This is a genomic window from Streptomyces sp. NPDC041940 (assembly GCF_055589465.1).
This window is the reverse complement of record NZ_JBVJBP010000001.1, coordinates 759486-782778: the sequence shown is the minus strand read 5'-3', so window position 1 is coordinate 782778 and position 23293 is coordinate 759486. Positions and strand designations below refer to the sequence as shown.

The window sequence follows — 23293 nt, the reverse complement described above, 5'->3', positions numbered from 1 at the left end:
GGGGGGCCTGCGCGGAACGACCGGGTGAGATCGATGCCCGACGGGCCCGATGGCGGGAACAGGCGCCTTCGCCCGTCCCGCTGGGGGTGCGCACGAGCGTCGTTGCCCGCAGCGCTTACGGCTCATGCCCCGTGGTTGCGCGTTCGAAACCAACGAGTAACGGCTACTTATACGCCTCAACGTATAAGTTCGAGCCGACCTATCCTACGGCCGTTCCGAACAGGGTGCCCAGGGCGTACGTCACACCGGCCGCCGCACCTCCCAGGAACAGCTGCCGCAGCCCGCTGTACCACCAGGTGCGGGCCGTCACCCTGGCCACCACCGCACCGCACAGGAACAGCCCCAGCAGCGCCAGCAGCACGGCGGGCCACAGGGTGCTCGCACCCAGCAGATACGGCAGTACGGGGATCAGCGCGCCCAGCGCGAAGGAGCCGAAGCTCGACACCGCGGCCACCGTGGGCGAGGGCAGGTCGCCGGGGTCGATGCCCAGCTCCTCGCGGGCATGGATCTCCAGCGCCTGCTCGGGGTCCTTCGACAGCTGCCGGGCGACCTCCCGGGCCAGCCGCGGCTCGACGCCTCTCGCCTCGTAGAGCGAGGCCAGCTCGGCCTCCTCGTCCTTCGGGTGCTTGCGCAGCTCGCGCCGCTCCACGTTCAGCTCCGCCTCGACGAGCTCACGCTGCGAGGCCACCGAGGTGTACTCGCCGGCGGCCATGGAGAACGCGCCGGCGGCCAGACCCGCGAGTCCGCTGAGGACCACGGTGTTCTGGCTCACGGCCCCGCCCGCGACACCGGTCATCAGAGCCAGGTTGGAGACGAGGCCGTCCATCGCGCCGAACACCGCGGGACGCAGCCAGCCGCCGTTCACGTCCCGGTGCGTGTGGTTGTCCCGGTGCGCCTCGTGCAGCGTCGCCTCGGTCTCGATGATGGCCATGAAAGATCCCCGATTCCCTTGCTTCAACGGCTTCTTTGGACAAGTTCCAGATTTTTACAACACCCAAAGTACGCCGTGAATTCCGGCGCCGCCAGCAAGGAAAGGCTGGGCTTACCTGCGGTTTTACCCATTCCCGCTCACTTGATCACGGCCCTGCGCAGATGTCGACCGGGTGATGCTGAGGCTCCTGAGGCTCGGGCCGCTCGCCGGAGTGGGACACATCCCCCATGGCATCGATCGCCTGCATCCCCTCCGTCCCGGCGCCCGGGGACGCCGCCGCGCTCCGCGAACGGGCACGGGGCGCACTGCTGGGCCTGGCCGTCGGAGACGCCCTCGGCGCCCCCGCCGAGAACATGAAGCCCTCCGAGATCCGCGCCCGGTGGGGCCGTATCACCGGCTACGTCACTGATAACCCGTCCGGCACGGACGACACCGAGTACGCGATCTTCTCCGGTCTCCTCCTCGCCCGGCACGGCTCCGCACTCACCCCGGCGCATGTCGAGGCGGCCTGGCACGAGTGGATCGCCGACCGCGACGAGGGCCCCTTCCGGGGCGCCGGCTTCAGCGAACGCGGCACGCTGGAGAACCTGCGCAGGGGCCTGGCCGCCCCGATCTCCGCCCAGCACCGGCACGCCTGGAGCGACGGCCTGGCCATGCGCGCGGCCCCCTTCGGGGTGTTCGCGGCGGGCCGCCCGGCGGAAGCGGCCCGTCTGGTCGCCATCGACGGCTCGGTGAGCCACGACGGCGAGGGCATCTACGGCGGCCAGGCGGTGGCGGCGGGTGTGGCGGCGGCGATGGCGGGCGCCCCGGCGATCGCGGTCGTGGCCGCCGCCCTCGCGGTCGTGCCCGACGACTCGTGGACGGCCCGCAGTCTGCGCCGCGCGGTCGCGGTGGCCCACCGCGGCGAACGGGCGGTCCGCTCCGCGGTCGTCATCGGCGGCTACCCCTGGACCGACCTGGCCCCCGAGGCGGTCGCCCTCGCCTTCGGCGCGTACGCGGCGGCCGACGGCGACTTCGAGCAGTCCGTCCTGACCGCAGTGAACATGGGCCGCGACGCGGACACGACGGCGGCGGTGGCCGGGGCCCTGGCGGGCGCGACACGGGGAGTCTCGGCGATCCCGGAGGCCTGGACCACCCCCATCGGCCCGGTCCGCGGCCGCTGCCTCCCGGCGATGGCGGGCTACCACGTACGGGACGTGGCGGACCTGCTGACAGCGGACAGCGAGACGGAGGTACGAGCATGACCCCCCTGACACCGTCGGCCGCGGACGGCGAGAAGCACTCACAGGGGCCACCCGCAGCCGCCGACGGCGACAGCGCCCCACGGGAGACCAGGACCGCTCGGGTGACAGTTACGGGCGGTGCGCGGGTGGGAGACAAAGGGGCCGAAGGCGAAGCCGAGGCCACAAGAAGAGCCGAAGGCCTCCTGCTCGGACTCGCCGCCGGAGACGCCGCCGGCTGGCCCGCCGCCCGCCACAGAGCCGCCCGCATGCCCGACTGGACCCGCCGCCTCACCCGCGAACTGGACACCTTCGCCGAACACAACGCGACGACCACCCTCCCCGTCCCCATCGCCCTGAACCAACCCCCCGAACCCCTCCGCCTCGGCCCCTCCGACGACGCCGAATGGGCGGCCTTCGCCGCCGAAGCCCTCCTGCGCGCCGGCGACGACACCGTCCTGAACGACCTCAGCCGGGAACGCCGCACCCGCGCCGCGATCGACCTCACCTGGAACGCCATCGCCAGCGAGGTCGCCGCCGCGGCGGACCGCGCCCCCGAGATCGAGTCCGCCGTCCTCCCCCTGCGCGCCCGCATCTCCGTCCGCGCCGGCCTCGGCAACCTCGCCACCGGCCTGCGACCGCCCGCCACCGGCCACGACAACCCGCACTACTTCGACGACGCGGCCTGCGTACGCGCCTGCGTCCTGGCCATGGCCCACCCGGGCGACCCCGGCCGCGCCGCCGCACTCGCCGAGTTCGACGCCCGCTACACCCAGGACGGCGACGGCGTGCACGGCGCCCGCGCGATGGCGGCGGCCCTCGCCCTCGCCCTGGCCGGGGCGAACGTCGACGCCTGCGTCACGGCGGCCCTGGCCGAACTCCCCGAGGAGACGGAGATCGGCCGCAACGCCCGGCACGCCCTGCGTCTCGCCGCCGCCGCGGACAGCGCCTTCGCCCTGGTCCCGCCCCTGGAACACCAGATCGTCGACCACGTCTACAGCTACGGCATCGCCGCCGCCGAAACGGTCCCGGTCGCCCTCGCCCTGGCCACCGCCGCCCGCGGCCGTATCGCGGAGGCGGTCCCGGCGGCGGCCTGTCTGTCCCGGGTCGCGGACTCCGCCCCGGCCCTGGCGGGCGCCCTCACCGGCGCGCTGGGCGGCGGCGCCTCGATCCCGGCCTCCTGGCGGGAGACCTGCCGCACGCTCTCCGGCTGCGCCCTGCCCCGTCTCACCGGCACCGACCTCGTAGAACTCGCCGAACTCCTCGAAGCCGTACAACCGGCCCGCCCAGGTGGATGATGCGGCCATGCACCCCGAACCACACCAAAACACCCCACTGGACGAGCGGATCACCGGTGCCCTGACCGGGGCCGCCGTCGGCGACGCCCTGGGCGGCCCCGTCGAGGGGTACGCGCCCGAGCAGATCCTCGAACGCCACGGCGGCCGCGTCCACGGCGTCGTCGGCCCCTGGCACGGCGACGCCTGGCGCACGGCCCGCCCCCTCGCCCCGTACCACAAGGGGGACGGCCACGTCACCGACGACACCTTGATGACCCACGCCCTGGTCCGCGTCTACGCCCGGGTCCGCGACCACCTGGACGCCTACGCGGTCGCCGACCACCTCGTCCCCGACCTGATGACCGAGCCGCGCTGGATCCCGGAACTGGAGACCGAGGCCCTCCCCCTCCAACGGATCTTCCTGGCGGAGAAATGGCTGGTGACGAAGCTCCACTACGGCCATGCCGACCCGCGCGAGGCCGGCACCGGCAACATCGTCAACTGCGGCGCGGCGATGTACATGGCCCCGGTCGGCCTGGTCAACGCGGCCGACCCGGCGGCGGCGTACGCCGAGGCACTCGACATCGCCGGCGCGCACCAGTCGTCGTACGGCCGTGAGGCGGCGGGCGTCCTGGCCGCGGCGGTGGCGGCGGCGTGCACACCCGGGGCGACCCCGGACTCGATCGTCTCGACGTGCCTCTCCCTCGCCAAGGACGGCACCCGCACCGCCATCGAGCGGGTCTGCGAGGCGGCCTCCAGGTATACGGACTTCGAATCGGCGCTGCGGCCCCTGCGCGAGGCGGTGGCCCCCTACGACACGGTGGGCCCCGACTACCGGTCTCCCTCCCTCGGCGCCCGCCGCCCTTCCCGCCTGCATTCGATCGAGGAACTCCCCGTAGCCCTGGGCATGCTGCTCGTGGCCCGGGGCGACTACCGCCACGCGGTCCTCGGCGCGGTGAACTACGGCCGCGACTGCGACTCCATCGCCACGATGGCAGGGGCCATGGCAGGCGCCCTCGGCTCGCCGGTCCCCGAGGACTGGTCCAAGACGGTCGCGGAGGCCAGCCGCCTGGACCTGTGGGAACCGGCCACGACCCTCACGGCCGTGACCCGCGAGATCTTCGCCCGGGACGTGTCCCGCCGCCGCACCCACGAACAGGCCTTCGCGTCGCTCGGAGGCCCGGCGTGCTCCGACTGACCTGGGTCCAGCCGGAGGACCTGATCGGCCACGAACTCCGCCAGGCGTCCCAGGACGGCCGTGAGCCGAAGGCGATCGCGGCCCGCTGGCGAGCGGCAGGCGGCCCGGAGGCCCCTCTCACAGCAGGCGCGTCCCCGACCCCCGCGTCCCGCTACCTCCGCCAGTTGGCAGAAGACCTCCTGGACGAACTGGCGGACCTGCCGAGCACCTTGTCCGACGACGAACCAACGGACCTGGAGGAGATCAGGCTCCTGTGCCCGGACTGGCCAGAGCCTGCGGGCGGTCGCGCCGCCACCACGCCGCAGCACCTCGAAGCCGCCTGGCTGGGCCGAGCCGTCGGCTGCCTGCTCGGCAAACCAGTGGAGAAACTCCCCCTCGAAGCCATCCGCCAACTGGCCCGATCCACCGGCAACTGGCCCCTCACCACCTACTTCACAGCCAAGGGCGCCCCCGAAGACCTCCTCCGGAAGCACCCCTGGAACCGCCGCTCGGCGACCACCTCCCTCGCCGAGAACATCGACGGCATGCCCGAGGACGACGACCTCAACTACCCCCTCCTCAACCTCCTCGTCCTCCAACGCCACGGCAGCGCCTTCACCACCACGGACGTGGCCCGCACCTGGCTCGACGAACTCCCCGCCGGCCGCGCCTTCACCGCCGAGCGCATCGCCTACCGCAACCTCCTCTCCGGCCTGGAGCCCCCGCACACCGCGCGCCACCGCAACCCGTTCCGCGAATGGATCGGCGCCCTGATCCGCGCCGACGTCCACGGCTGGACCCACCCCGGCGACCCGGCCGCAGCCGCCGAACGGGCCCACCGCGACGCCACGCTCACCCACACCGCCAACGGCGTCTACGCGGCGATGTTCGCGGCGGCCACCCTCGCGACCGCCGCGACCGGCGAACACGACATCCACGCCTGCCTGCGCACCGGCCTCACCGTCGTCCCCCCACGCTCCCGCCTCGCCCGAGCCGTCCGCCACGCCGTCCGACTGGCCCGGGAGCACGGCGACTTCGACACGGTCGTCGACGCGCTCCACGCCACCCACGCCGGCACCCACCACTGGGTCCACGCCGTCCCCAACACCGCCCTGATCGCCGCCGCCCTCACCCACGCGAACGGCGACTTCTCCGGCTCCGTCTGCCGTGCCGTGAGCGGCGGCTGGGACACCGACTCCAACGGCGCGACGGCCGGCAGCGTCGCCGGTCTGCTGGCCGGACACCCCGCGGCACTCCCCGACCGCTGGACGGCTCCCCTGAAGAACCGTCTCTCCACCTCCGTCGGCGACTTCGACGGCATCGGCTTCGACGCTCTCGCCCACCTCACGCACCGGGAGACCCACCGCCCATGACCGCTGCCACGACCGCGCCCATGACCGCTCCCCTCACCGGCCTCCGCGTCCTCGACCTCGCCACCCTCTTCGCCGGCCCGCTCGCCGCCACCCTGCTCGGTGACTTCGGCGCCGAGGTCGTCAAGGTCGAGCACCCGTCGAAACCCGACCCCTCCCGCGGCCACGGCCCGTCGAAGGACGGCGTCGGCCTGTGGTGGAAGACGCTCGGCCGCAACAAGCGCACCGTCACCCTGGACCTGTCCAAGCCCGGCGGCCGCACCACCCTCCTGCGCCTCGCCGCCACCGCCGACGTCGTCATCGAGAACTTCCGCCCCGGCACCCTGGAGAAGTGGGACCTGGGCTGGCCGGAGCTGTCGGCCGCCAACCCACGCCTGGTCCTGGCCCGCGTCACCGCCTTCGGCCAGTTCGGCCCCTACGCGCACCGCCCCGGCTTCGGCACCCTCGCCGAGGCGATGAGCGGCTTCGCCGCGATCACCGGCGAACCGGACGCACCCCCGACCCTCCCGCCGTTCGGCCTGGCCGACTCCATCGCGGGCCTGACGACGGCGTACGCGGTGATGACCGCGCTGGCGGCACGCGAGCGCACCGGCGAGGGCCAGGTCGTCGACATGGCCCTGATCGAACCGATCCTGGCCGCCCTCGGCCCCCAGCCCCTCTGGTACGACCAGCTCGGCCACGTCCAGCCCCGCACCGGCAACCGCTCCCCCAACAACGCCCCGCGCGGCGTCTACCGCACGGCGGACGGCACCTGGGTCGCCGTCTCGACGTCGGCCCAGTCGGTCGCGGAGCGCGTGATGCACCTGGTGGGCCGCCCGGAGCTGATCGACGAGCCGTGGTTCGCCACGGGCGCCGACCGCGCCCGCCACGCCGACCTCCTCGACGAGGCGGTCGGCTCCTGGATCGCCGCGCGCACCCGCACGGACGTCCTGGCGGCCTTCGAGAAGGCGGAGGCGGCGGTGGCCCCGGTCCAGGACATCCGGGACGTGATGGCGGACCCGCAGTACCAGGCCCTGAACACCATCACCACGGTCGACGACCCGGAACTGGGCCCCCTGCGCATGCAGAACGTCCTCTTCCGCCTCTCCGCCACGCCCGGCGCGATCCGCTGGGCCGGCCGCCCGCACGGCGCCGACACGAACGAGGTCCTCACCGAGCTGGGCCTCACCCCGGCCGACCTCACGGCGCTGCGCGCGGAGGGCGCCCTGTGACGGCGGCGTACCCGCTCACCTGGCTCTACGCCCCGGGCGACCGCCCGCACGTGGTGGCGAAGGCCCTCACCTCCGGCGCCGACATCGTCGTCGTCGACCTGGAGGACGCGGTCGCCCCGGACCGCAAGGCCTACGCCCGCGCCGCCACCGCCGACCTGCTCGGCAGCCTGCCGCCGGTCCCGGTCCACGTCCGCGTCAACGCCCTGGACACCCCTTGGGCCGCGCCGGACATCGCGGCCGTGGCCCGCGCTCCCGGCCTCTGCGCCCTGCGGCTCCCCAAGATCACCTCACCCGCCGAGGTCGTCCGGACCGCCGAGCGCGCAGTCCCCCCGGGGCTGCCCCTGTACGCCCTGCTGGAGACGGCCCTCGGCGTGGAACAGGCGTACGCCGTCGCCGGCGCCCACCCGTCGCTGCGGGGCATCGCGCTCGGGGAGGCGGACCTGCGGGCCGACCTGGGCGTACGGGACGACGCGAGTCTCGACTGGTCCCGCTCCCGGGTGATCGTGGCCGCCCGGGCGGCGGGCCTGTCCCCGCCCGCGCAGTCGGTCCACCCGGACATCCGCGACCTGGAGGGGCTGTGGGACTCCTGCGCCCACGGCCGCGCCCTGGGCTTCCTGGGCCGCGCCGCGATCCACCCCCGTCAGCTGCCGGTCATCGAACGCGCCTATCTGCCCACCGAGGAGGAGATCGAACAGGCGGAGACGATCCTCAAGGCGGCGGCGACACAGCAGGGCGCCCAGGCTCTCGCGGACGGCTGCTTCGTCGACGCGGCGGTGGTGACGGCGGCCCAGCGCACACTGTCCCTGGCCCGCCGCCGCTGAGACACACCGAGGGCGCCCGGACATGTCTCCGGGCGCCCTCGGTCACACGTACAGGTACGGCGGACGGTCAGGTCTTCTTGGCCGACCCGGCGCCGTCCTTGGCCCCGTCGTCCTTGGCCTCGTCGGCGTCCTTGCCGGCGTCGGCGGCGGCCTTCTCGCCCCCGTCGGCTTCACCGCCGGAGGTCTCCGCGCCGGGCTCCACGACCTCTTCCCGGCCGGGGCTCTTCTTCGCCGAGATCACCAGGTAGGCGACCGCGAGCAGGAACACCAGGATCGCGGTCCACACGTTCAGCCGGAGACCCAGGATGTGGTGGGCGTCGTCGACGCGCATGTATTCGATCCACCCGCGCCCCGCGCAGTACGCGGCGACGTACAGCGCGAACGCCCGCCCGTGGCCGAGCCGGAAGCGGCGGTCGGCCCAGATGACCAGGACCGCGACACCGATGCACCACAGCGACTCGTACAGGAACGTCGGGTGGTAGGTGCCCGGCACCCGCCCGTCCGACGAGGACGTGATCTCCAGGGCCCACGGCAGATCGGTCGGCTTGCCGTACAGCTCCTGGTTGAACCAGTTGCCCCAGCGGCCGATGGCCTGGGCGAGGGCGATGCCCGGGGCGACGGCGTCGGCGTAGGCCGGCATCGGGATGCCCCGGCGGCGGCAGCCGATCCACGCGCCCAGCGCGCCCAGCGCGATCGCGCCCCAGATGCCGAGACCGCCCTCCCAGATCTTGAAGGCGTCCACCCAGTCACGGCCCTCGCTGAAGTACAGCTCGTAGTCCGTGATCACGTGGTAGAGCCGGCCGCCGACCAGGCCGAAGGGCACGGCCCAGACCGCGATGTCGGCCACCGTGCCGGCCCGCCCGCCCCGGGCGACCCAGCGCTTGTTGCCGAGCCAGACGGCAACGAAGACGCCGATGATGATGCAGAACGCGTAGCCGCGCAGCGGAATGGGGCCGAGGTACAGCACCCCGCGCGACGGGCTGGGAATGAAGGCAAGTTCCATGGCAAGGTCGACGCTACCCTGCCGCACCGGGCCCACGGCAGGCAGCCCGGCTACGGGTCCATAACGGGGGCGTGGGAAAGGCCTTCAGCCCTTGTTCGCGTCCAGCACCATCTTCTTCAGCTTCGCCGGGGTCATCGCCCGGTCCTGGTAGATGTTCTCGCCCTTGAACAGCACGGTCGGCGTGCCCGAGAAGCCGCCCTTGTTGAAGGCCTGATGCGACTTGGCGACCCAGCCGTTGTGCGTGCCGTTCTGCACGCACTTGCGGAAGGCGGGGGTGTCCAGGCCGTCGACCTTGCCGGCCAGTTCGATCAGCTTGTCGTTGTCGGCGTAGGTGTCTTCGACCTCGGGGGGCTGGTTGTCGAAGAGCACGTCGTGGTACGCGGGGTACTTCCCGGCGTCCTGGGCGCAGGCCGCGGCGTTGGCCGCGTTGCGGGAGCCGGTGCCGCCCATGTTGCCGTCGATGAGGGTGACCAGGTGGTAGTCCACCTTCAGCTCGCCGGCCTTGGTCAGCTCGTGGATCACCGGCCGGTACGTCGTCTCGAAGGACTTGCAGGCCGGGCAGCGGAAGTCCTCCCACACCGTGAGCGTGGACTTGGCGCCGTCCTTGCCGACGGGGATGGCGAGGCCGTCCTTGCCCTGCGCTCCCGAGGGGGCCACGACCGGGCCCGACGCCTCGCTGTCGTCCTCCTTGCCGGCGTTGGCGGCGACGACGCCGATCACCGCCGCGAGACCCAGGACGGCGACGACGGCCCCGCCCACGATCAGCGCGCGCCGGCGCTTGTCCGCGGACTTCTGCTTCTCACGCTCGACCGCCAGCTTCTCCCGGGCGGTGCGCTTTCCCTCACGGTTCTTCTCGCTCACACCCCGGAAACGAACCGGGGAGGCGCACCGCGCCTCCCCGGCCCCAGGTCCACCCGTACGAGGGACCGGTATGACTTCCCGGCTTCTTACGCCTGCCGGCGCACGCCCTTCGCGAGGTCGCCGGCGAGCGCGCGGACGGCCTCGACACCGGCCGCGTCGTCCGGCGCGTCCAGCATGGCCTTGACGAACGCCGAGCCGACGATCACGCCGTCGGCGAAGCGGGCGACCTCGGCGGCCTGGGTGGCGTTGGAGACGCCGAGCCCCACACAGACCGGCAGGCCGGTGCCGGTGGCGCGGGTGCGTTCCACCAGGTTCTCGGCCTGCGAGCTGACGGTCGCGCGGGTGCCGGTGACGCCCATGAGGGAGGCGGCGTAGACGAAGCCGCTGCCCGCGGCGGTGATGTCCGCGAGCCGCTCGTCCTTGCTGCTGGGGGCGACGACGAAGACCGTGGCGAGGCCGTGCTTCTCCGCGTGCTCCCTCCACAGCGCCGACTCCTGCACGGGCAGGTCGGGCAGGATGCACCCGGCGCCGCCCGCCTCGGCGAGTTCGGCGGTGAACCGCTCGACGCCGTAGCGGTCGATGGGGTTCCAGTACGTCATGACCAGGATGGGCTTGCCGGTGGCGCGGTGGGCCTCGCGGACCGTGCGCATCACGTCGGCGATCTTCACGCCGCCGCGCAGCGCGATGTCGTCGGCGGTCTGGATGACGGGGCCGTCGAGGACGGGGTCGCTGTGCGGCAGGCCCACCTCGACGATGTCGGCGCCGCCGTCGACGACGGCCTTGATGGCCTCGATGCCGCCGTCCACGGTCGGGAACCCGGCCGGGAGGTAGGCGATGAGGGCGGACCGGCCCTCGGACTTCGCCGCTGCGAGGGTGTCGCTCAACAGCTCGATGTTGCCGCTCACTTGGCGTCCCCCTCGATCTCGGCGGTGTCGGTGTCCGCGTCGGCGGCGACCTCGGCGTCGGTGTCGTAGAGGCCGAAGTAGCGGGCGGCGGTGTCCATGTCCTTGTCGCCGCGGCCGGACAGGTTGACCACGATCAGCCCGTCCTTGCCCAGTTCCCTGCCGACCTCCAGGGCGCCGGCCAGCGCGTGGGCGCTCTCGATGGCCGGGATGATGCCCTCGGTGCGGGACAGCAGGCGCAGGGCCTGCATGGCCGCGTCGTCGGTGACCGCGCGGTACTCGCCGCGGCCGGAGTCCTTGAGGTAGGAGTGCTCGGGGCCGATGCCCGGGTAGTCCAGGCCTGCCGAGATCGAGTAGGGCTCGGTGATCTGGCCCTCCTCGTCCTGGAGGACGTACGAGCGCGAGCCGTGCAGGATGCCGGGCTCGCCGGCGGTCAGGGTGGCCGCGTGCTCGCCGGTCTCGACGCCGTGGCCCGCCGGCTCGCAGCCGATGAGGCGTACGTCCGTGTCCGGGATGAAGGCGTGGAAGAGACCGATGGCGTTGGAGCCGCCGCCGACACAGGCGACGGCCGCGTCGGGGAGGCGTCCGGCGCGCTCCAGGAGCTGGCGGCGGGCCTCGACGCCGATGACCCGGTGGAAGTCGCGGACCATGGCCGGGAAGGGGTGCGGGCCGGCGACCGTACCGAAGAGGTAGTGCGTGTGGTCGACGTTGGCGACCCAGTCGCGGAAGGCCTCGTTGATGGCGTCCTTCAGCGTGCGGCTGCCGGACTTCACGGCGATGACCTCGGCGCCGAGCATGCGCATGCGGGCGACGTTGAGGGCCTGGCGCTGGGTGTCGATCTCGCCCATGTAGATCGTGCACTCGAGGCCGAAGAGCGCGCAGGCGGTGGCGGTGGCGACGCCGTGCTGGCCGGCGCCCGTCTCGGCGATGACGCGGGTCTTGCCCATGCGCTTGGTGAGCAGGGCCTGGCCGAGGACATTGTTGATCTTGTGGGAGCCGGTGTGGTTGAGGTCTTCCCGCTTCAGGAAGATCCGGGCGCCGCCCGCTTCCGCGGCGAAGCGGGGGACCTCCGTGAGCGCCGAGGGGCGGCCGGTGTAGTTGACCAGGAGGTCGTCGAGTTCCCTGGCGAACTCCGGGTCGTGCTTGGCCTTGTCGTATTCGACGGCTACTTCGTCGACTGCGGCGACGAGGGCTTCGGGGATGAACTTGCCGCCGAAGGCCCCGAAGTAGCCTTCGGGGCTGGGGGTTTGACCCTCCGGGTCGGGGATGAAGAACTGACTGGGCATGCGTGTACCTCACGGTGAGTGTGTGTGGAATGCACTAGTCGCCGTGGGGGCAAGGGTTGTCAGTCGACTGCGGGACCGCTGTGGCCGTTCGCGCAGTTCCCCGCGCCCCCAAAAGCAAAAGAGGGGCGCTGCCATCGCATGCCGTTGACCTGCCCGGGCTCATCACCGATGACGTAGCGGACCCGGCGGCCGTGGACCCGGCGGGCCGGGGCTCGGCAGCCGCGGGGGCGGCAGCCGCGCGCGAGGCGGGCGTACCGGTCCACGGTCGTCATGGTGAGAGTCATCGGGGCAAGCCTAGCGGGAGGTCAGCCCCGGCCGTGCCGGAGTGCGGGGTGTTCGCCCGCCGCCACCAGGTCGGAGACCGCCGTCCTGGGGTCCTTGCCGGTGACGAGGGACTCGCCGACCAGTACCGCGTCGGCGCCGGCGTTGGCGTAGGCGATGAGGTCGTGCGGGCCGCGGACGCCGGACTCGGCGATCTTGATGATGTGGTCGGGGATCTCGGGTGCCAGGCGCTCGAAGGTGCCGCGGTCGACCTCGAGGGTCTTGAGGTTGCGCGCGTTGACGCCGATCACACGGGCTCCGGCGTCGACCGCCCGCTCGACCTCGTCCTCGTCGTGCACCTCGACGAGCGGGGTGAGCCCGATGGACTCGGCGCGCTCGATGAGGGACTCCAGGGCGGGCTGGTCGAGGGCCGCGACGATCAGCAGGACGACGTCGGCGCCGTAGGCCCGGGCCTCCCAGAGCTGGTACGACGTGACGACGAAGTCCTTGCGCAGGACCGGGATGTCGACACGGGCGCGGACCGCCTCGAGGTCGGCGAGCGAGCCTCCGAAGCGCCGCTGTTCCGTGAGCACCGAGATGACGGCAGCGCCGCCCGCCTCGTAGTCCGCGGCGAGCCCGGCCGGGTCGGCGATCGCGGCCAGCGCGCCCTTGGACGGGCTGGAGCGCTTGACCTCGCAGATGACCTTGACGCCGTCGCCGCGGAGTGCCGCCGCGCCGTCCTTGGCCGCGGGAGCCTTCGCCGCGCGCTCCTTGAGCTCGTCGAGGCTGACGCGCGCCTGCCGCTCCGCGAGGTCGGCACGGACTCCGTCGATGATCTCGTCGAGCACACTCACGCGAGCGGCCCCCTTCCAGACGGTTGACAGTTCCAGCGACCAGTCGAAAACCGATGGTCACTGCGATGGTATCCGCAGCGGGGCGTAGGCCTCACATCCGGTTGACGCCGGTCCCACTACCTGGACGTCTGCCCGTTGATCAAGGGTGGAGCCAGCCACCGAAGGGCAGGTTCCGGACAACCGTGAAGACCAGCAGCAACGCGCCGAGGCTCCACACCTGCGCCGGCCGGGGATCGATCCGCAGCGGGCGCCCGCGGACCGCTTGGACCACCCATACGGTCCACAGTACGGCGAAGCCCAGATAGCCGAGGACGGCGAGCGCGTTGTCCTGGAACGCCGCCGCGACGTCGCCGTGGGCGAAGGCGTGCGCGCTGCGCAGTCCGCCGCAGCCGGGGCAGTACAGGCCGGTGTAGCGCAGCAGGGGGCAGACGGGGTAGTGGCCGGGTTCGTTGGGGTCCACCGTGCCCACGTAGGCGAAGGCGGCGGCGACGGCCGCCAGCACCCCGGCGGGGACGGCCAGGCGGCTCGGGACGCTGCGCGTCACCCTTCGGCTGTCGGCGTTCACGGTTGCATTGTGCCCCGCACGCGCGTGAGGGGCGGTCCCGGCATCCGAGTGCCGGCCGCCCCTCACGCGACTACGCGGTGTGTTCCGGGGGTCAGCCCTCGGCGCGCGCCGGCTCGCGGTCGCCGGTCATGGCGTGCGGCTGGTGCAGGTCCTTGGGCTGGCCCATGCCCATCGCCCGCATGGCCGCGCCGACGACACCGCCGAGCAGCACGACCACCATGCCCGCCCAGAAGCCCAGCGGCTGGTCCAACACCATGAACGCGCCCGCGATGCAGAAACCGATGAAGGCGATCGTGACACCGGTCCAGGCGGCCGGGGTGTGACCGTGGCTGCTGCCCGCCATTGCTTGCTCCTCGTTGCTGTGTGCGTGTCTGAGCAGGACGCTCGCGCCCATTGTCCCGCACGTGCGCGCGTCCGGTGAGCGGGGGTACTCCCTCCGCTTCTCGTGCCGCGCGCAACCGTGCGGTTCACGCCCCGGTCGGGTCCTCGCCCCGGTCGAGTGCCTTCCACAGGTCCTCGGGCCGGTCGGGGTCGACGGCGGGGGCCTTGCGGCGCGGCCGGGGTGTGCCGTCCCGCTCGTAGCGGCCGGACATCGCGGGCCACAGCCGGCCGTAGCGCAGGGCGAGCAGTCCGGCCAGCAGCAGCAGGACGCCGCCGACGGCCGCGACGTAGGGCCAGGCGGTGTGGCTGAGGGCCGTCACGGTGGCGGAGGTGTCGCCGGAGGCCTCGGCGGCCTTCTCGTCGAGTGCGGAGCTGTCGGAGGCGCCGAGCAGGGCGGCGGCGACGGTGCCCGCGCCGGAGAGTGCCAGCAGGGCGGCCACGACGACGCGGCCGCTCCGGCGGACGGCGAAGACGGCGACGAGCGCGGCGAGGCCCACTACGGCGAGCGCGGCGGGGACGCCCGTGACGTCGCTGCCCGTGGCGGTCAGGGGGAAGGCGCCTCCGGCCACTGTCGCGGTGCCCTCCGACCAGCTCTGCCGGGTGGCGAGCAGCGCCACGGCAGCGCCGAGCGCGCCGCACAGCAGGGCGACGGCGAGGCTCAGGCGGCCGGCCCGGGCGGATCCGGGGGCTTGGGAACGTGGGTGCGGTACAGCAGTCACGTACCCCACTATCGCCTGAACCCCGGGCGAACCGTCACCCGGGGTTCATCTCAGGCCTTTCCCAGCCGGTTCGCCGTGTGGACGGCCCGCAGGACCGCCGCCGCCTTGTTGCGGCACTCGGTGTCCTCGGCGACCGGGTCGGAGTCGGCGACGATGCCCGCGCCCGCCTGGACGTAGGCGGTGCCGTCGCGCAGCAGGGCCGTGCGGATGGCGATGGCGGTGTCGGAGTCGCCCGCGAAGTCGAGATAGCCGACGCAGCCGCCGTACAGCCCGCGCCGGGACGGTTCGAGTTCGTCGATGATCTGCATGGCGCGGGGCTTCGGGGCGCCGGAGAGGGTGCCGGCCGGGAAGCAGGCGGTGAGGACGTCGAAGGCCGTGCGGCCCGGGGCGACGCGGCCCGTCACCGTCGAGACGATGTGCATGACGTGCGAGTACTTCTCGATGGACATGAAGTCGACGACCTCGACCGAGCCGGGATCGCAGACCCGCCCCAGGTCGTTGCGGCCCAGGTCGACGAGCATCAGGTGCTCGGCGCGCTCCTTGGGGTCGGCGAGGAGTTCGTCGGCGAGGGCCTGGTCCTCCTGCGGGGTGGCGCCGCGCCAGCGGGTGCCGGCGATGGGGTGGACCATGGCCCGCCCGTCCTCGACCTTGACCAGGGCCTCGGGGGACGAGCCGGCGACGTCGAACCCGTCGAAGCGGAACAGGTACATGTAGGGCGACGGGTTGGTGGCCCGCAGGACCCGGTAGACGTCCAGCGCGCTCGCCGTGCAGGGCGTCTCGAAGCGCTGGGAGGGCACCACCTGGAAGGCCTCGCCGGCCCGGATGCGCTCCTTGATGTCCTCGACGGCCTCCTGGAAGTCGGGGCCGCCCCAGAGCGCGGAGTACTCGGGGAGTTCGGAGGGCGGCAGGACGGCCGGGGGCTGGGCCACCGCGCGCGAGAGGTCCGCCTCCATGGCGTCCAGACGGGCGATCGCGTCCGCGTACGCCTCGTCGACGCCGGTGTCGAGGTCGTTGTGGTTGATCGCGTTGGCGATCAGCAGGACCGAGCCCTCCCAGTGGTCCATGACGGCGAGGTCGCTGGTGAGGAGCATGGTCAGCTCGGGCAGCTTCAGGTCGTCGCGCTCGCCGGGGCCGATCTTCTCCAGGCGGCGGACGATGTCGTAGCCGAGATAGCCCACCATGCCGCCGGTGAAGGGCGGCATGCCCTCCTGGTGCGGGGTGTGCAGGGCCTCGATGGTGGCGCGCAGGGCGGCGAGCGGGTCGCCGTCGGTGGGGACGCCGACGGGCGGGGTGCCGAGCCAGTGCGCCTGTCCGTCACGGGTGGTCAGCGTGGCGGCGCTGCGGACTCCGACGAACGAGTACCGGGACCAGGAGCGGCCGTTCTCGGCGGACTCCAGCAGGAAGGTGCCGGGGCGCTCGGCGGCGAGCTTGCGGTAGAGCGCGACCGGGGTGTCGCCGTCGGCGAGGAGCTTGCGGGTGACCGGGATGACCCGCCGGTCGGTGGCGAGCTTGCGGAACGTCTCGAGGTCCATGGCGGCTGACCCTACTGATCCGCGGCGGCGGGGTCCGAACCGCCGTCCTTGATCAGCACGTCCTCGTCGAAGCACGTGCGGGCTCCGGTGTGGCAGGCGGCGCCGACCTGGTCGACCTTGACGAGCACGGTGTCGGCGTCGCAGTCCAGGGCGACGGACCTGACCCACTGGAAGTGGCCGGAGGTGTCGCCCTTGACCCAGTACTCCCGGCGGCTGCGGGACCAGTACGTGCAGCGGCCGGTGGTCAGGGTGCGATGCAGTGCCTCGTCGTCCATCCAGCCGAGCATCAGCACCTCTCCGGTGTCGTACTGCTGGGCGATGGCGGGCAGGAGGCCGTCGGCGCTGCGCTTGAGGCGCGCGGCGATCTCCGGGTCGAGGCGGCTGGGCCGGGGGGTGGTACTGGTCATGCCGTCCATTGTGCCGCGCGCCACTGACAGGCCTCGTGGAGTGTCCACTGTCCGGACCAGGTGCGCGGTCGTAGGCTGGCCGCATGTCGACCCATGCCAAGCGTGAACGACTTCTCCTCGCCGATCTGTTGGAGACCGCGGGCCCGGACGCGCCCACCCTGTGCGAGGGCTGGACGACCCGGGACCTCGCCGCGCACGTGGTGGTGCGCGAGCGCCGCCCGGACGCCGCCGGCGGGATACTGATCAAGCAGCTCGCGTCGCGCCTGGACCGGATGATGGCCGAGTACACCGGCAAGCCGTACGAGGAGCTGATCCAGCTGATCCGTACGGGCCCGCCGCGCTTCTCGCCCTTCGCCCTGAAGCCGGTCGACGAGATGTCGAACATCGTCGAGTTCTACGTCCATACGGAGGACGTCCGGCGCGCCCAGCCCGACTGGTCGACGCGCGAGCTCGACGCGGTCTTCCAGGACGCCCTGTGGTCCCGTCTGGAGCGCACCGCCCGGCTGATGGGCCGCGGCGTCCCGACGGGCCTGGTCCTGCGCCGCCCCGACGGCCAGACGACGGTCGCCCAGCGCGGCACCCCCGTGGTCACGGTGACCGGCGAGCCGTCCGAGCTGGTCCTGTTCTCCTACGGCCGGCAGAGCGCTGCCAAGGTCGACCTGGACGGCGACGAGGACGCGATCGCGAAGCTGCACGAGACGAAGCAGCTGGGCATCTGAGGCACGGGCTCCCGGCGAAGGGGCCGGGGCGAGCGGGTCACCGCACCGGGTGACCCGCCTCCCGCAGCGTCTCCTTGACCTCGCCGATGCGCAGGTCCCCGAAGTGGAAGACCGAGGCGGCCAGCACCGCGTCCGCGCCCGACGCGACGGCCGGGGGGAAGTCGGTCAGTTTGCCGGCGCCGCCCGAGGCGATGACGGGGACGGTCACGTGCTTGCGTACGGCCCGGATCATCTCCAGGTCGTAGCCGTCCTTCGTGCCGTCCGCGTCCATCGAGTTGAGCAGGATCTCACCCGCGCCCAGCTCGGCGGCCTCGTGTGCCCACTCGACGGCGTCGATGCCGGTGCCGCGCCGGCCGCCGTGGGTGGTCACCTCGAAGGAGCCCGACTCGGTGCGGCGGGCGTCCACCGAGAGGACCAGCACCTGCCGGCCGAAGCGCTCGGCGATCTCGCGGATCAGCTCGGGACGCGCGATGGCGGCGGTGTTGACGCCCACCTTGTCCGCGCCCGCGCGCAGCAGCTTGTCCACGTCCTCGGCCGTGCGCACACCGCCGCCGACCGTGAGCGGGATGAACACCTGCTCGGCCGTGCGGCGCACCACGTCGTACGTCGTCTCGCGGTTGCCCGACGAGGCGGTGATGTCCAGGAACGTCAGCTCGTCGGCGCCCTCGGCGTCGTACACCTTGGCCATCTCGACGGGGTCGCCCGCGTCGCGCAGGTTCTGGAAGTTGACGCCCTTGACGACCCGGCCGTTGTCCACGTCCAGGCAGGGGATGACTCGGACCGCCAGGGTCATGAATCCACGGCTCCTCTATACGCTTCCACTTCGACTGACACCAGGACCCGCGAGTCGATGAAGCCCTCCACGACCAGCAGGGTCGTGACCGGGCGCACGGAGTCGAACAACTCCTTGTGGGCGCGGCCCACCGCATCGACATCACGCGAATGTGCCAGGCACATACGGGTCCGGATCACGGACTCGATGCCGAGCCCGAACTCACCGATCGCCTCGACCGCACTGGCGAAGGCCACCTTGGTCTGCTCGTACGGGTCACCGTCGCCGTACAGCACGTCGCCCTTGAAGGCGGTCGTGCCCGCCACGATGACAAGGTCACCCGCCGCCACGGCCCGTGCGAAACCGAAGGACTCTTCCCAGGGACTTCCGCTCTGCACGCGCCGTACGGCTTCGGATGTCATGACGCCACAGCCTCCAAGGCTTCTTCCAGGGTGAACGCCTTCGCGTACAGGGCCTTCCCGACGATGGCCCCCTCGACACCGGCCGGGACGAGACCCGCGATCGCGCGCAGGTCGTCCAGCGAGGAGACGCCGCCGGAGGCGACGACCGGGCGGTCGGTGGCCGCGCAGACGTTCTTCAGGAGTTCCAGGTTGGGGCCCTGGAGTGTGCCGTCCTTGGCGATGTCCGTGACGACGTACCGCGCGCAGCCCTCCTTGTCGAGGCGCGCCAGCGTCTCGTAGAGGTCGCCGCCGTCGCGGGTCCAGCCCCGGCCGCGCAGGGTGGTGCCGCGTACGTCGAGGCCGACGGCGATCTGGTCGCCGTGCTCGGCGATGACCTTGGCGACCCACTCGGGGGTCTCCAGGGCGGCCGTACCGAGGTTCACCCGGGTGCAGCCGGTGGCCAGGGCGGCGGCGAGGGTGTCGTCGTCGCGGATGCCGCCGGACAGCTCCACCTTGATGTCCATCGCCTTCGCGACCTCGGCGATCAGCTCACGGTTGTTCCCGGTGCCGAACGCGGCGTCCAGGTCCACCAGGTGCAGCCACTCGGCGCCGGATCGCTGCCAGGCGAGGGCGGCGTCCAGCGGGGAGCCGTAGGAGGTCTCCGTGCCGGACTCGCCGTGCACCAGGCGGACCGCCTGGCCGTCACGGACGTCGACGGCGGGGAGGAGTTCGAGCTTCACGGAAGACTTCGGGGACATCAGAGGGTTCCGATCCAGTTGTTCAGCAGCTGCGCTCCGGCGTCGCCGGACTTCTCGGGGTGGAACTGCGTGGCCCACAGGGCGCCGTTCTCGACGGCCGCGACGAACGGCTTGCCGTGCGTGGACCAGGTCACCTTGGGGGGTTCGAGGGCCGGGTTGTGGGTCTCCAGCGACCAGTCGTGGACGGCGTAGGAGTGCACGAAGTAGAAGCGGGCGTCCGCGTCCAGGCCGGCGAAGAGCCGCGAGCCGGGCGCGGCCTCCACGGTGTTCCAGCCCATGTGGGGCACGACGTCGGCCTGGAGCGGCTCGACCGAGCCGGGCCACTCGTCGAGGCCGTCGGTCTCCACGCCGTGCTCGATGCCGCGCGCGAAGAGGATCTGCATGCCGACACAGATGCCCATGACCGGGCGGCCGCCGGACAGCCTGCGGTCCACGATCCAGTCGCCGCGCGCCTGGAGCAGGCCCTTCATGCAGGAGGCGAAGGCGCCGACGCCGGGGACGAGCAGTCCGTCGGCGTTCATGGCCTTGTCGTAGTCACGCGTGATCTCGACGTCGGCTCCCGCGCGCGCGAGGGCACGCTCGGCGGAGCGGACGTTGCCGAAGCCGTAGTCGAAGACCACTACCTTCTTCTGCGGGGCCTTCTTCTGAGGGGCGCTCAATTCCACACCTCCAGCCGCATCACACCGGCCACGAGGCACATCGCGGCGCCGATCGACAGCAGCACGATCAGGCCCTTGGGCATCTTCTGCTTGACGAAGGAGTAGATCCCGCCCGCGAGGAACAGGCCGACGACGATCAGCAGGGTCGAGATGCCGTTCACAGGGCGCCCTTCGTGGACGGGAGGATGCCGGCCGCGCGCGGGTCACGCTCGGACGCGTAGCGCAGGGCCCGGGCCAGCGCCTTGAACTGGCACTCGACGATGTGGTGCGCGTTGCGCCCGTAGGGCACGTGCACGTGCAGCGCGATCTGGGCCTGGGCCACGAAGGACTCCAGGATGTGCCGCGTCATCGTGGTGTCGTACTCGCCGATCATCGGCGCCATCTTCTCGGGCTCGGTGTGCACGAGGTAGGGGCGGCCGGACAGGTCGACGGTGACCTGGGCGAGGGACTCGTCCAGCGGGACCGTGCAGTTGCCGAAGCGGTAGATGCCCACCTTGTCGCCGAGGGCCTGCTTGAAGGCGGCGCCGAGCGCGAGGGCGGTGTCCTCGATGGTGTGGTGCGAGTCGATGTGCAGATCGCCCTCGGTCTTCACGGTCAGGTCGAACAGACCGTGCCGGCCGAGCTGGTCGAGCATGTGGTCGTAGAAGCCGACGCCGGTGGAGATCTCCGTCTTGCCGGTGCCGTCGAGGTCTATCTCGACGAGGACCGTGGTCTCCTTGGTCGTCCGCTCCACGCGTCCGGTGCGGCTCATGAACTCTGCTCCTTCTTCAGTGCACGTACCGCGTCGAGGAACGCGTCGTTCTCTTCGGGGGTCCCGGCCGACACCCGCAGCCACCCGGGGATGCCGTTGTCCCGGACCAGAACGCCCTGGTCGAGGATCTTCTGCCAGGCCGTGTGCGAGCCGCCCTCGTCGTCGAATCGGCCGAACTGCACGAAGTTGGCGTCGGACTCGACGACCTCGTAGCCGGTCGCGCGCAGTTCGCGCACCAGCCGGTCCCGCTCGGCCTTGAGCTGCTCGACGTAGCCCAGCAGCGTTTCGGTGTGCTCCAGGGCGGCCAGGGCGGTCGCCTGGGTGACGGCCGACAGGTGGTACGGCAGCCGGACGAGCTGGACGGCGTCCACGACGGCCGGGTGCGCGGCGAGGTAGCCGAGGCGCAGGCCCGCCGCGCCGAACGCCTTCGACATCGTGCGGGAGACGACGAGGTTCGGACGGCCCTCGATCAGCGGCAGCAGCGAGTCGCCGTGGCTGAACTCGATGTACGCCTCGTCGACCACGACCATCGACGGCTTGGCCGCCTGCGCGGCCTCGTACAGCGCGAGGACGGTCTCGGGCGGGACCGCGTTGCCCGTGGGGTTGTTGGGGGTGGTGACGAAGACGACGTCGGGCCGGTGCTCGGCGATCGCCTTCTCGGCGGCCTCCAGGTCGACCGTGAAGTCCTCGTTGCGGGGACCGGAGATCCAGCCCGTGCCCGTGCCGCGCGAGATGAGCCCGTGCATCGAGTACGACGGCTCGAAGCCGATCGCCGTACGGCCCGGCCCGCCGAAGGTCTGCAGCAGCTGCTGGATGACCTCGTTGGAGCCGTTGGCGGCCCAGACGTTGGCCAGGCCGACCTGGTGGCCGGAGGTGTCCGTCAGGTACTCGGCGAGCCTGGTGCGCAGCTCGACCGCGTCCCGGTCCGGGTAGCGGTTGAGGTTCCGGGCCGCCTCACGGACCCGCTCGGCGATGCGCTCGACCAGCGGCTCGGGCAGCGGGTAGGGGTTCTCGTTGGTGTTCAGCCGTACGGGGACGTCCAGCTGGGGCGCGCCGTAGGGGGACTTGCCGCGCAGCTCGTCCCGTACGGGGAGATCGTCGATGCCTGTCACTTGCTTCCGGGTACCTTCCAGCCGAACCTCGCCTTGATCGCCGCACCGTGTGCCGGCAGGTCCTCCGCCTCCGCCAGCGTCACCACATGGTGCGCGACCTCGGCCAGCGCGTCCTGCGTGTAGTCGACGATGTGGATGCCGCGCAGGAAGGACTGGACGGACAGGCCCGAGGAGTGGCAGGCGCAGCCGCCGGTGGGCAGGACGTGGTTGGAGCCGGCCGCGTAGTCGCCGAGGGAGACGGGGGCCCAGGGGCCGATGAAGATCGCCCCGGCGTTGCGGACCCGGTCGGCCACCGCAGCGGCGTCGGCCGTCTGGATCTCCAGGTGCTCGGCGCCGTACGCGTCGACCACCCTCAGGCCCTCGTCGACACCGTCGACCAGCACGATCGCGGACTGCTTGCCGGTCAGCGCCGGGACGATCCGGTCGTCGACGTGCCGGGTGGCCGCGACCTGTGGCTCCAGCTCCTTCTCCACGGCGTCCGCCAGCTCGACGGAGTCGGTGACGAGGACGGCGGCGGCCAGCGGGTCGTGCTCGGCCTGGCTGATCAGGTCGGAGGCGACGTGCACCGGGTCGGCCGTGTCGTCGGCGAGGACCGCGATCTCGGTCGGGCCGGCCTCGGCGTCGATGCCGATCTTGCCGGTGAAGTAGCGCTTGGCGGCGGCGACCCAGATGTTGCCGGGGCCGGTGACCATGTTCGCGGGCGCGCAGGACTCGGTGCCGTAGGCGAACATCGCGACGGCCGTGGCACCGCCTGCCGCGTACACCTCGTCGACGCCGAGCAGCGCGCAGGCGGCGAGGATGGTGGGGTGCGGCAGGCCGTCGAATTCGGCCTGGGCGGGCGAGGCGAGCGCGATGGACTCGACGCCTGCCTCCTGCGCGGGCACCACGTTCATGATCACGGAGGACGGGTACACCGAGCGGCCGCCGGGCGCGTACAGCCCGACCCGGTCGACCGGCACCCACTTCTCGGTCACGGAGCCACCGGGCACGACCTGGGTGGTGTGCGTGTCGCGGCGCTGGGCGCGGTGGACGATCCGGGCGCGGCGGATGGACTCCTCCAGGGCCGCGCGCACGGCCGGGTCGAGCTCCTGAAGCGCGCGGGTGAGCGCGGCGGCCGGCACCCGCACCCGGTCGAGCCTGACCCCGTCGAACCGCTCGGCGAAGTCGATCAGCGCCGCGTCGCCCCGATGATGCACGTCCTCGCAGATCGGACGCACCTTCTCCAGGGCGGCCGCTACGTCGAATTCGGCTCGGGGCAGCAGGTCACGCAGGGCGGTGCCCTCGGGGAGGGCGTCGCCGCGCAGATCGATTCGGGAGATCACGTGCTCAATTCTCTCAGACCT

27 protein-coding genes are annotated in these 23293 nt (G+C 72.3%); 7 read left to right on the top strand and 20 right to left on the bottom strand.

The genetic code is table 11. The features are described from left to right. Window positions 1-199: 199 nt before the first annotated feature. Entirely contained in the window at window positions 200-931 is a 732-nt protein-coding gene (locus tag ACZ6I3_RS03400; protein WP_469411236.1) for a VIT1/CCC1 transporter family protein, read from the bottom strand. A 227-nt stretch (window positions 932-1158) separates the two neighbouring features. Between ACZ6I3_RS03400 and ACZ6I3_RS03395 the strand changes: the two genes are divergently transcribed. From ACZ6I3_RS03395 to ACZ6I3_RS03370, 6 genes are read left to right on the top strand one after another with little or no spacing between them, the layout of a single operon-like run. Further along, complete coding sequence (locus ACZ6I3_RS03395; RefSeq protein ID WP_469411234.1) at window positions 1159-2175, top strand: ADP-ribosylglycohydrolase family protein; 1017 nt, start codon at window positions 1159-1161, stop codon at window positions 2173-2175. After that, window positions 2172-3449: an ADP-ribosylglycohydrolase family protein gene (locus tag ACZ6I3_RS03390; protein ID WP_469411232.1), complete on the top strand. Its 1278-nt coding sequence runs from the start codon at window positions 2172-2174 to the stop codon at window positions 3447-3449. Before ACZ6I3_RS03395 ends, ACZ6I3_RS03390 begins: the two co-directional genes overlap by 4 nt. A gap of 7 nt (window positions 3450-3456) precedes the next feature. After that, window positions 3457-4626, top strand: coding sequence for an ADP-ribosylglycohydrolase family protein (locus ACZ6I3_RS03385; protein ID WP_469411230.1), 1170 nt, complete (start codon window positions 3457-3459; stop codon window positions 4624-4626). Continuing rightward, a complete protein-coding gene (locus ACZ6I3_RS03380; protein WP_469411229.1) occupies window positions 4614-5978 on the top strand; it encodes an ADP-ribosylglycohydrolase family protein in 1365 nt (454 codons plus the stop codon). The genes ACZ6I3_RS03385 and ACZ6I3_RS03380 overlap by 13 nt, the downstream gene beginning before the upstream one ends. Next, complete coding sequence (locus ACZ6I3_RS03375; RefSeq protein WP_469411227.1) at window positions 5975-7186, top strand: CaiB/BaiF CoA transferase family protein; 1212 nt, start codon at window positions 5975-5977, stop codon at window positions 7184-7186. The genes ACZ6I3_RS03380 and ACZ6I3_RS03375 overlap by 4 nt, the downstream gene beginning before the upstream one ends. Next, complete coding sequence (locus tag ACZ6I3_RS03370) at window positions 7183-8007, top strand: HpcH/HpaI aldolase/citrate lyase family protein (protein WP_469411225.1); 825 nt, start codon at window positions 7183-7185, stop codon at window positions 8005-8007. The genes ACZ6I3_RS03375 and ACZ6I3_RS03370 overlap by 4 nt, the downstream gene beginning before the upstream one ends. A gap of 67 nt (window positions 8008-8074) precedes the next feature. On the opposite strand, the gene lgt is transcribed toward ACZ6I3_RS03370, so the two are convergent. From lgt to hisI, 11 genes are all read right to left on the bottom strand, one after another. Further along, window positions 8075-9010: a prolipoprotein diacylglyceryl transferase gene (gene lgt, locus ACZ6I3_RS03365; RefSeq protein WP_469411223.1), complete on the bottom strand. Its 936-nt coding sequence runs from the start codon at window positions 9008-9010 to the stop codon at window positions 8075-8077. Between the two features lie 84 nt (window positions 9011-9094). Beyond that, window positions 9095-9871 carry a DsbA family protein gene (locus ACZ6I3_RS03360; protein WP_469411221.1) on the bottom strand — a complete coding sequence of 259 codons (777 nt, stop codon included), beginning with the start codon at window positions 9869-9871 and terminating at the stop codon, window positions 9095-9097. A gap of 86 nt (window positions 9872-9957) precedes the next feature. Continuing rightward, on the bottom strand, window positions 9958-10776 hold the full coding sequence (gene trpA / locus ACZ6I3_RS03355) for a tryptophan synthase subunit alpha (RefSeq protein WP_469411220.1): 819 nt from the start codon (window positions 10774-10776) through the stop codon (window positions 9958-9960). After that, the gene (gene trpB, locus ACZ6I3_RS03350; RefSeq protein ID WP_469411218.1) at window positions 10773-12059 is read right to left on the bottom strand and encodes a tryptophan synthase subunit beta; all 1287 of its coding nucleotides are present in this window, start codon (window positions 12057-12059) and stop codon (window positions 10773-10775) included. The genes trpA and trpB overlap by 4 nt, the downstream gene beginning before the upstream one ends. A 59-nt stretch (window positions 12060-12118) precedes the next feature. Continuing rightward, window positions 12119-12343 carry a tryptophan biosynthesis modulator TrpM gene (gene trpM, locus ACZ6I3_RS03345; RefSeq protein WP_469411216.1) on the bottom strand — a complete coding sequence of 75 codons (225 nt, stop codon included), beginning with the start codon at window positions 12341-12343 and terminating at the stop codon, window positions 12119-12121. A 21-nt stretch (window positions 12344-12364) separates the two neighbouring features. After that, window positions 12365-13174 carry an indole-3-glycerol phosphate synthase TrpC gene (gene trpC / locus ACZ6I3_RS03340; RefSeq protein ID WP_189728982.1) on the bottom strand — a complete coding sequence of 270 codons (810 nt, stop codon included), beginning with the start codon at window positions 13172-13174 and terminating at the stop codon, window positions 12365-12367. A gap of 139 nt (window positions 13175-13313) precedes the next feature. Next, window positions 13314-13739 (bottom strand): DUF2752 domain-containing protein, encoded by a 426-nt coding sequence (locus ACZ6I3_RS03335; RefSeq protein WP_469411214.1) that lies wholly within the window; start codon window positions 13737-13739, stop codon window positions 13314-13316. Between the two features lie 91 nt (window positions 13740-13830). Beyond that, window positions 13831-14082, bottom strand: a complete 252-nt coding sequence (locus ACZ6I3_RS03330) for an HGxxPAAW family protein (protein WP_468193444.1) — start codon at window positions 14080-14082, stop codon at window positions 13831-13833. Window positions 14083-14206: 124 nt separating this feature from the next. Beyond that, window positions 14207-14848 carry a TIGR02234 family membrane protein gene (locus ACZ6I3_RS03325; RefSeq protein WP_469411212.1) on the bottom strand — a complete coding sequence of 214 codons (642 nt, stop codon included), beginning with the start codon at window positions 14846-14848 and terminating at the stop codon, window positions 14207-14209. 41 nt (window positions 14849-14889) lie between these two features. Then, window positions 14890-16371, bottom strand: coding sequence for an anthranilate synthase component I (locus tag ACZ6I3_RS03320; protein WP_469411210.1), 1482 nt, complete (start codon window positions 16369-16371; stop codon window positions 14890-14892). An 11-nt stretch (window positions 16372-16382) separates the two neighbouring features. Next, entirely contained in the window at window positions 16383-16778 is a 396-nt protein-coding gene (hisI, locus tag ACZ6I3_RS03315) for a phosphoribosyl-AMP cyclohydrolase (protein WP_469411208.1), read from the bottom strand. A gap of 83 nt (window positions 16779-16861) precedes the next feature. Between hisI and ACZ6I3_RS03310 the strand changes: the two genes are divergently transcribed. Next, the gene (locus ACZ6I3_RS03310) at window positions 16862-17497 is read left to right on the top strand and encodes a TIGR03085 family metal-binding protein (protein ID WP_469411206.1); all 636 of its coding nucleotides are present in this window, start codon (window positions 16862-16864) and stop codon (window positions 17495-17497) included. Window positions 17498-17534: 37 nt separating this feature from the next. On the opposite strand, the gene hisF is transcribed toward ACZ6I3_RS03310, so the two are convergent. Genes hisF through hisD form a run of 8 tightly spaced genes read right to left on the bottom strand, consistent with a single transcriptional unit; the run spans window position 17535 to window position 23272 of the window. Further along, window positions 17535-18290, bottom strand: a complete 756-nt coding sequence (hisF, locus tag ACZ6I3_RS03305; RefSeq protein WP_469411204.1) for an imidazole glycerol phosphate synthase subunit HisF — start codon at window positions 18288-18290, stop codon at window positions 17535-17537. Next, a complete protein-coding gene (locus ACZ6I3_RS03300) occupies window positions 18287-18691 on the bottom strand; it encodes a RidA family protein (RefSeq protein ID WP_469411202.1) in 405 nt (134 codons plus the stop codon). The genes hisF and ACZ6I3_RS03300 overlap by 4 nt, the downstream gene beginning before the upstream one ends. Then, window positions 18688-19428: a bifunctional 1-(5-phosphoribosyl)-5-((5-phosphoribosylamino)methylideneamino)imidazole-4-carboxamide isomerase/phosphoribosylanthranilate isomerase PriA gene (priA, locus tag ACZ6I3_RS03295; protein WP_382827781.1), complete on the bottom strand. Its 741-nt coding sequence runs from the start codon at window positions 19426-19428 to the stop codon at window positions 18688-18690. Before priA ends, ACZ6I3_RS03300 begins: the two co-directional genes overlap by 4 nt. Continuing rightward, on the bottom strand, window positions 19428-20093 hold the full coding sequence (gene hisH / locus ACZ6I3_RS03290) for an imidazole glycerol phosphate synthase subunit HisH (RefSeq protein ID WP_469411199.1): 666 nt from the start codon (window positions 20091-20093) through the stop codon (window positions 19428-19430). The genes priA and hisH overlap by 1 nt, the downstream gene beginning before the upstream one ends. Then, on the bottom strand, window positions 20084-20248 hold the full coding sequence (locus ACZ6I3_RS03285) for a hypothetical protein (protein WP_215122065.1): 165 nt from the start codon (window positions 20246-20248) through the stop codon (window positions 20084-20086). Before ACZ6I3_RS03285 ends, hisH begins: the two co-directional genes overlap by 10 nt. Next, a complete protein-coding gene (gene hisB / locus ACZ6I3_RS03280) occupies window positions 20245-20838 on the bottom strand; it encodes an imidazoleglycerol-phosphate dehydratase HisB (RefSeq protein ID WP_030248649.1) in 594 nt (197 codons plus the stop codon). Before hisB ends, ACZ6I3_RS03285 begins: the two co-directional genes overlap by 4 nt. After that, window positions 20835-21950 (bottom strand): histidinol-phosphate transaminase, encoded by a 1116-nt coding sequence (locus tag ACZ6I3_RS03275; protein ID WP_469411197.1) that lies wholly within the window; start codon window positions 21948-21950, stop codon window positions 20835-20837. Before ACZ6I3_RS03275 ends, hisB begins: the two co-directional genes overlap by 4 nt. Continuing rightward, window positions 21947-23272 carry a histidinol dehydrogenase gene (gene hisD, locus ACZ6I3_RS03270; RefSeq protein ID WP_469411195.1) on the bottom strand — a complete coding sequence of 442 codons (1326 nt, stop codon included), beginning with the start codon at window positions 23270-23272 and terminating at the stop codon, window positions 21947-21949. Before hisD ends, ACZ6I3_RS03275 begins: the two co-directional genes overlap by 4 nt. Window positions 23273-23293: the final 21 nt, after the last annotated feature.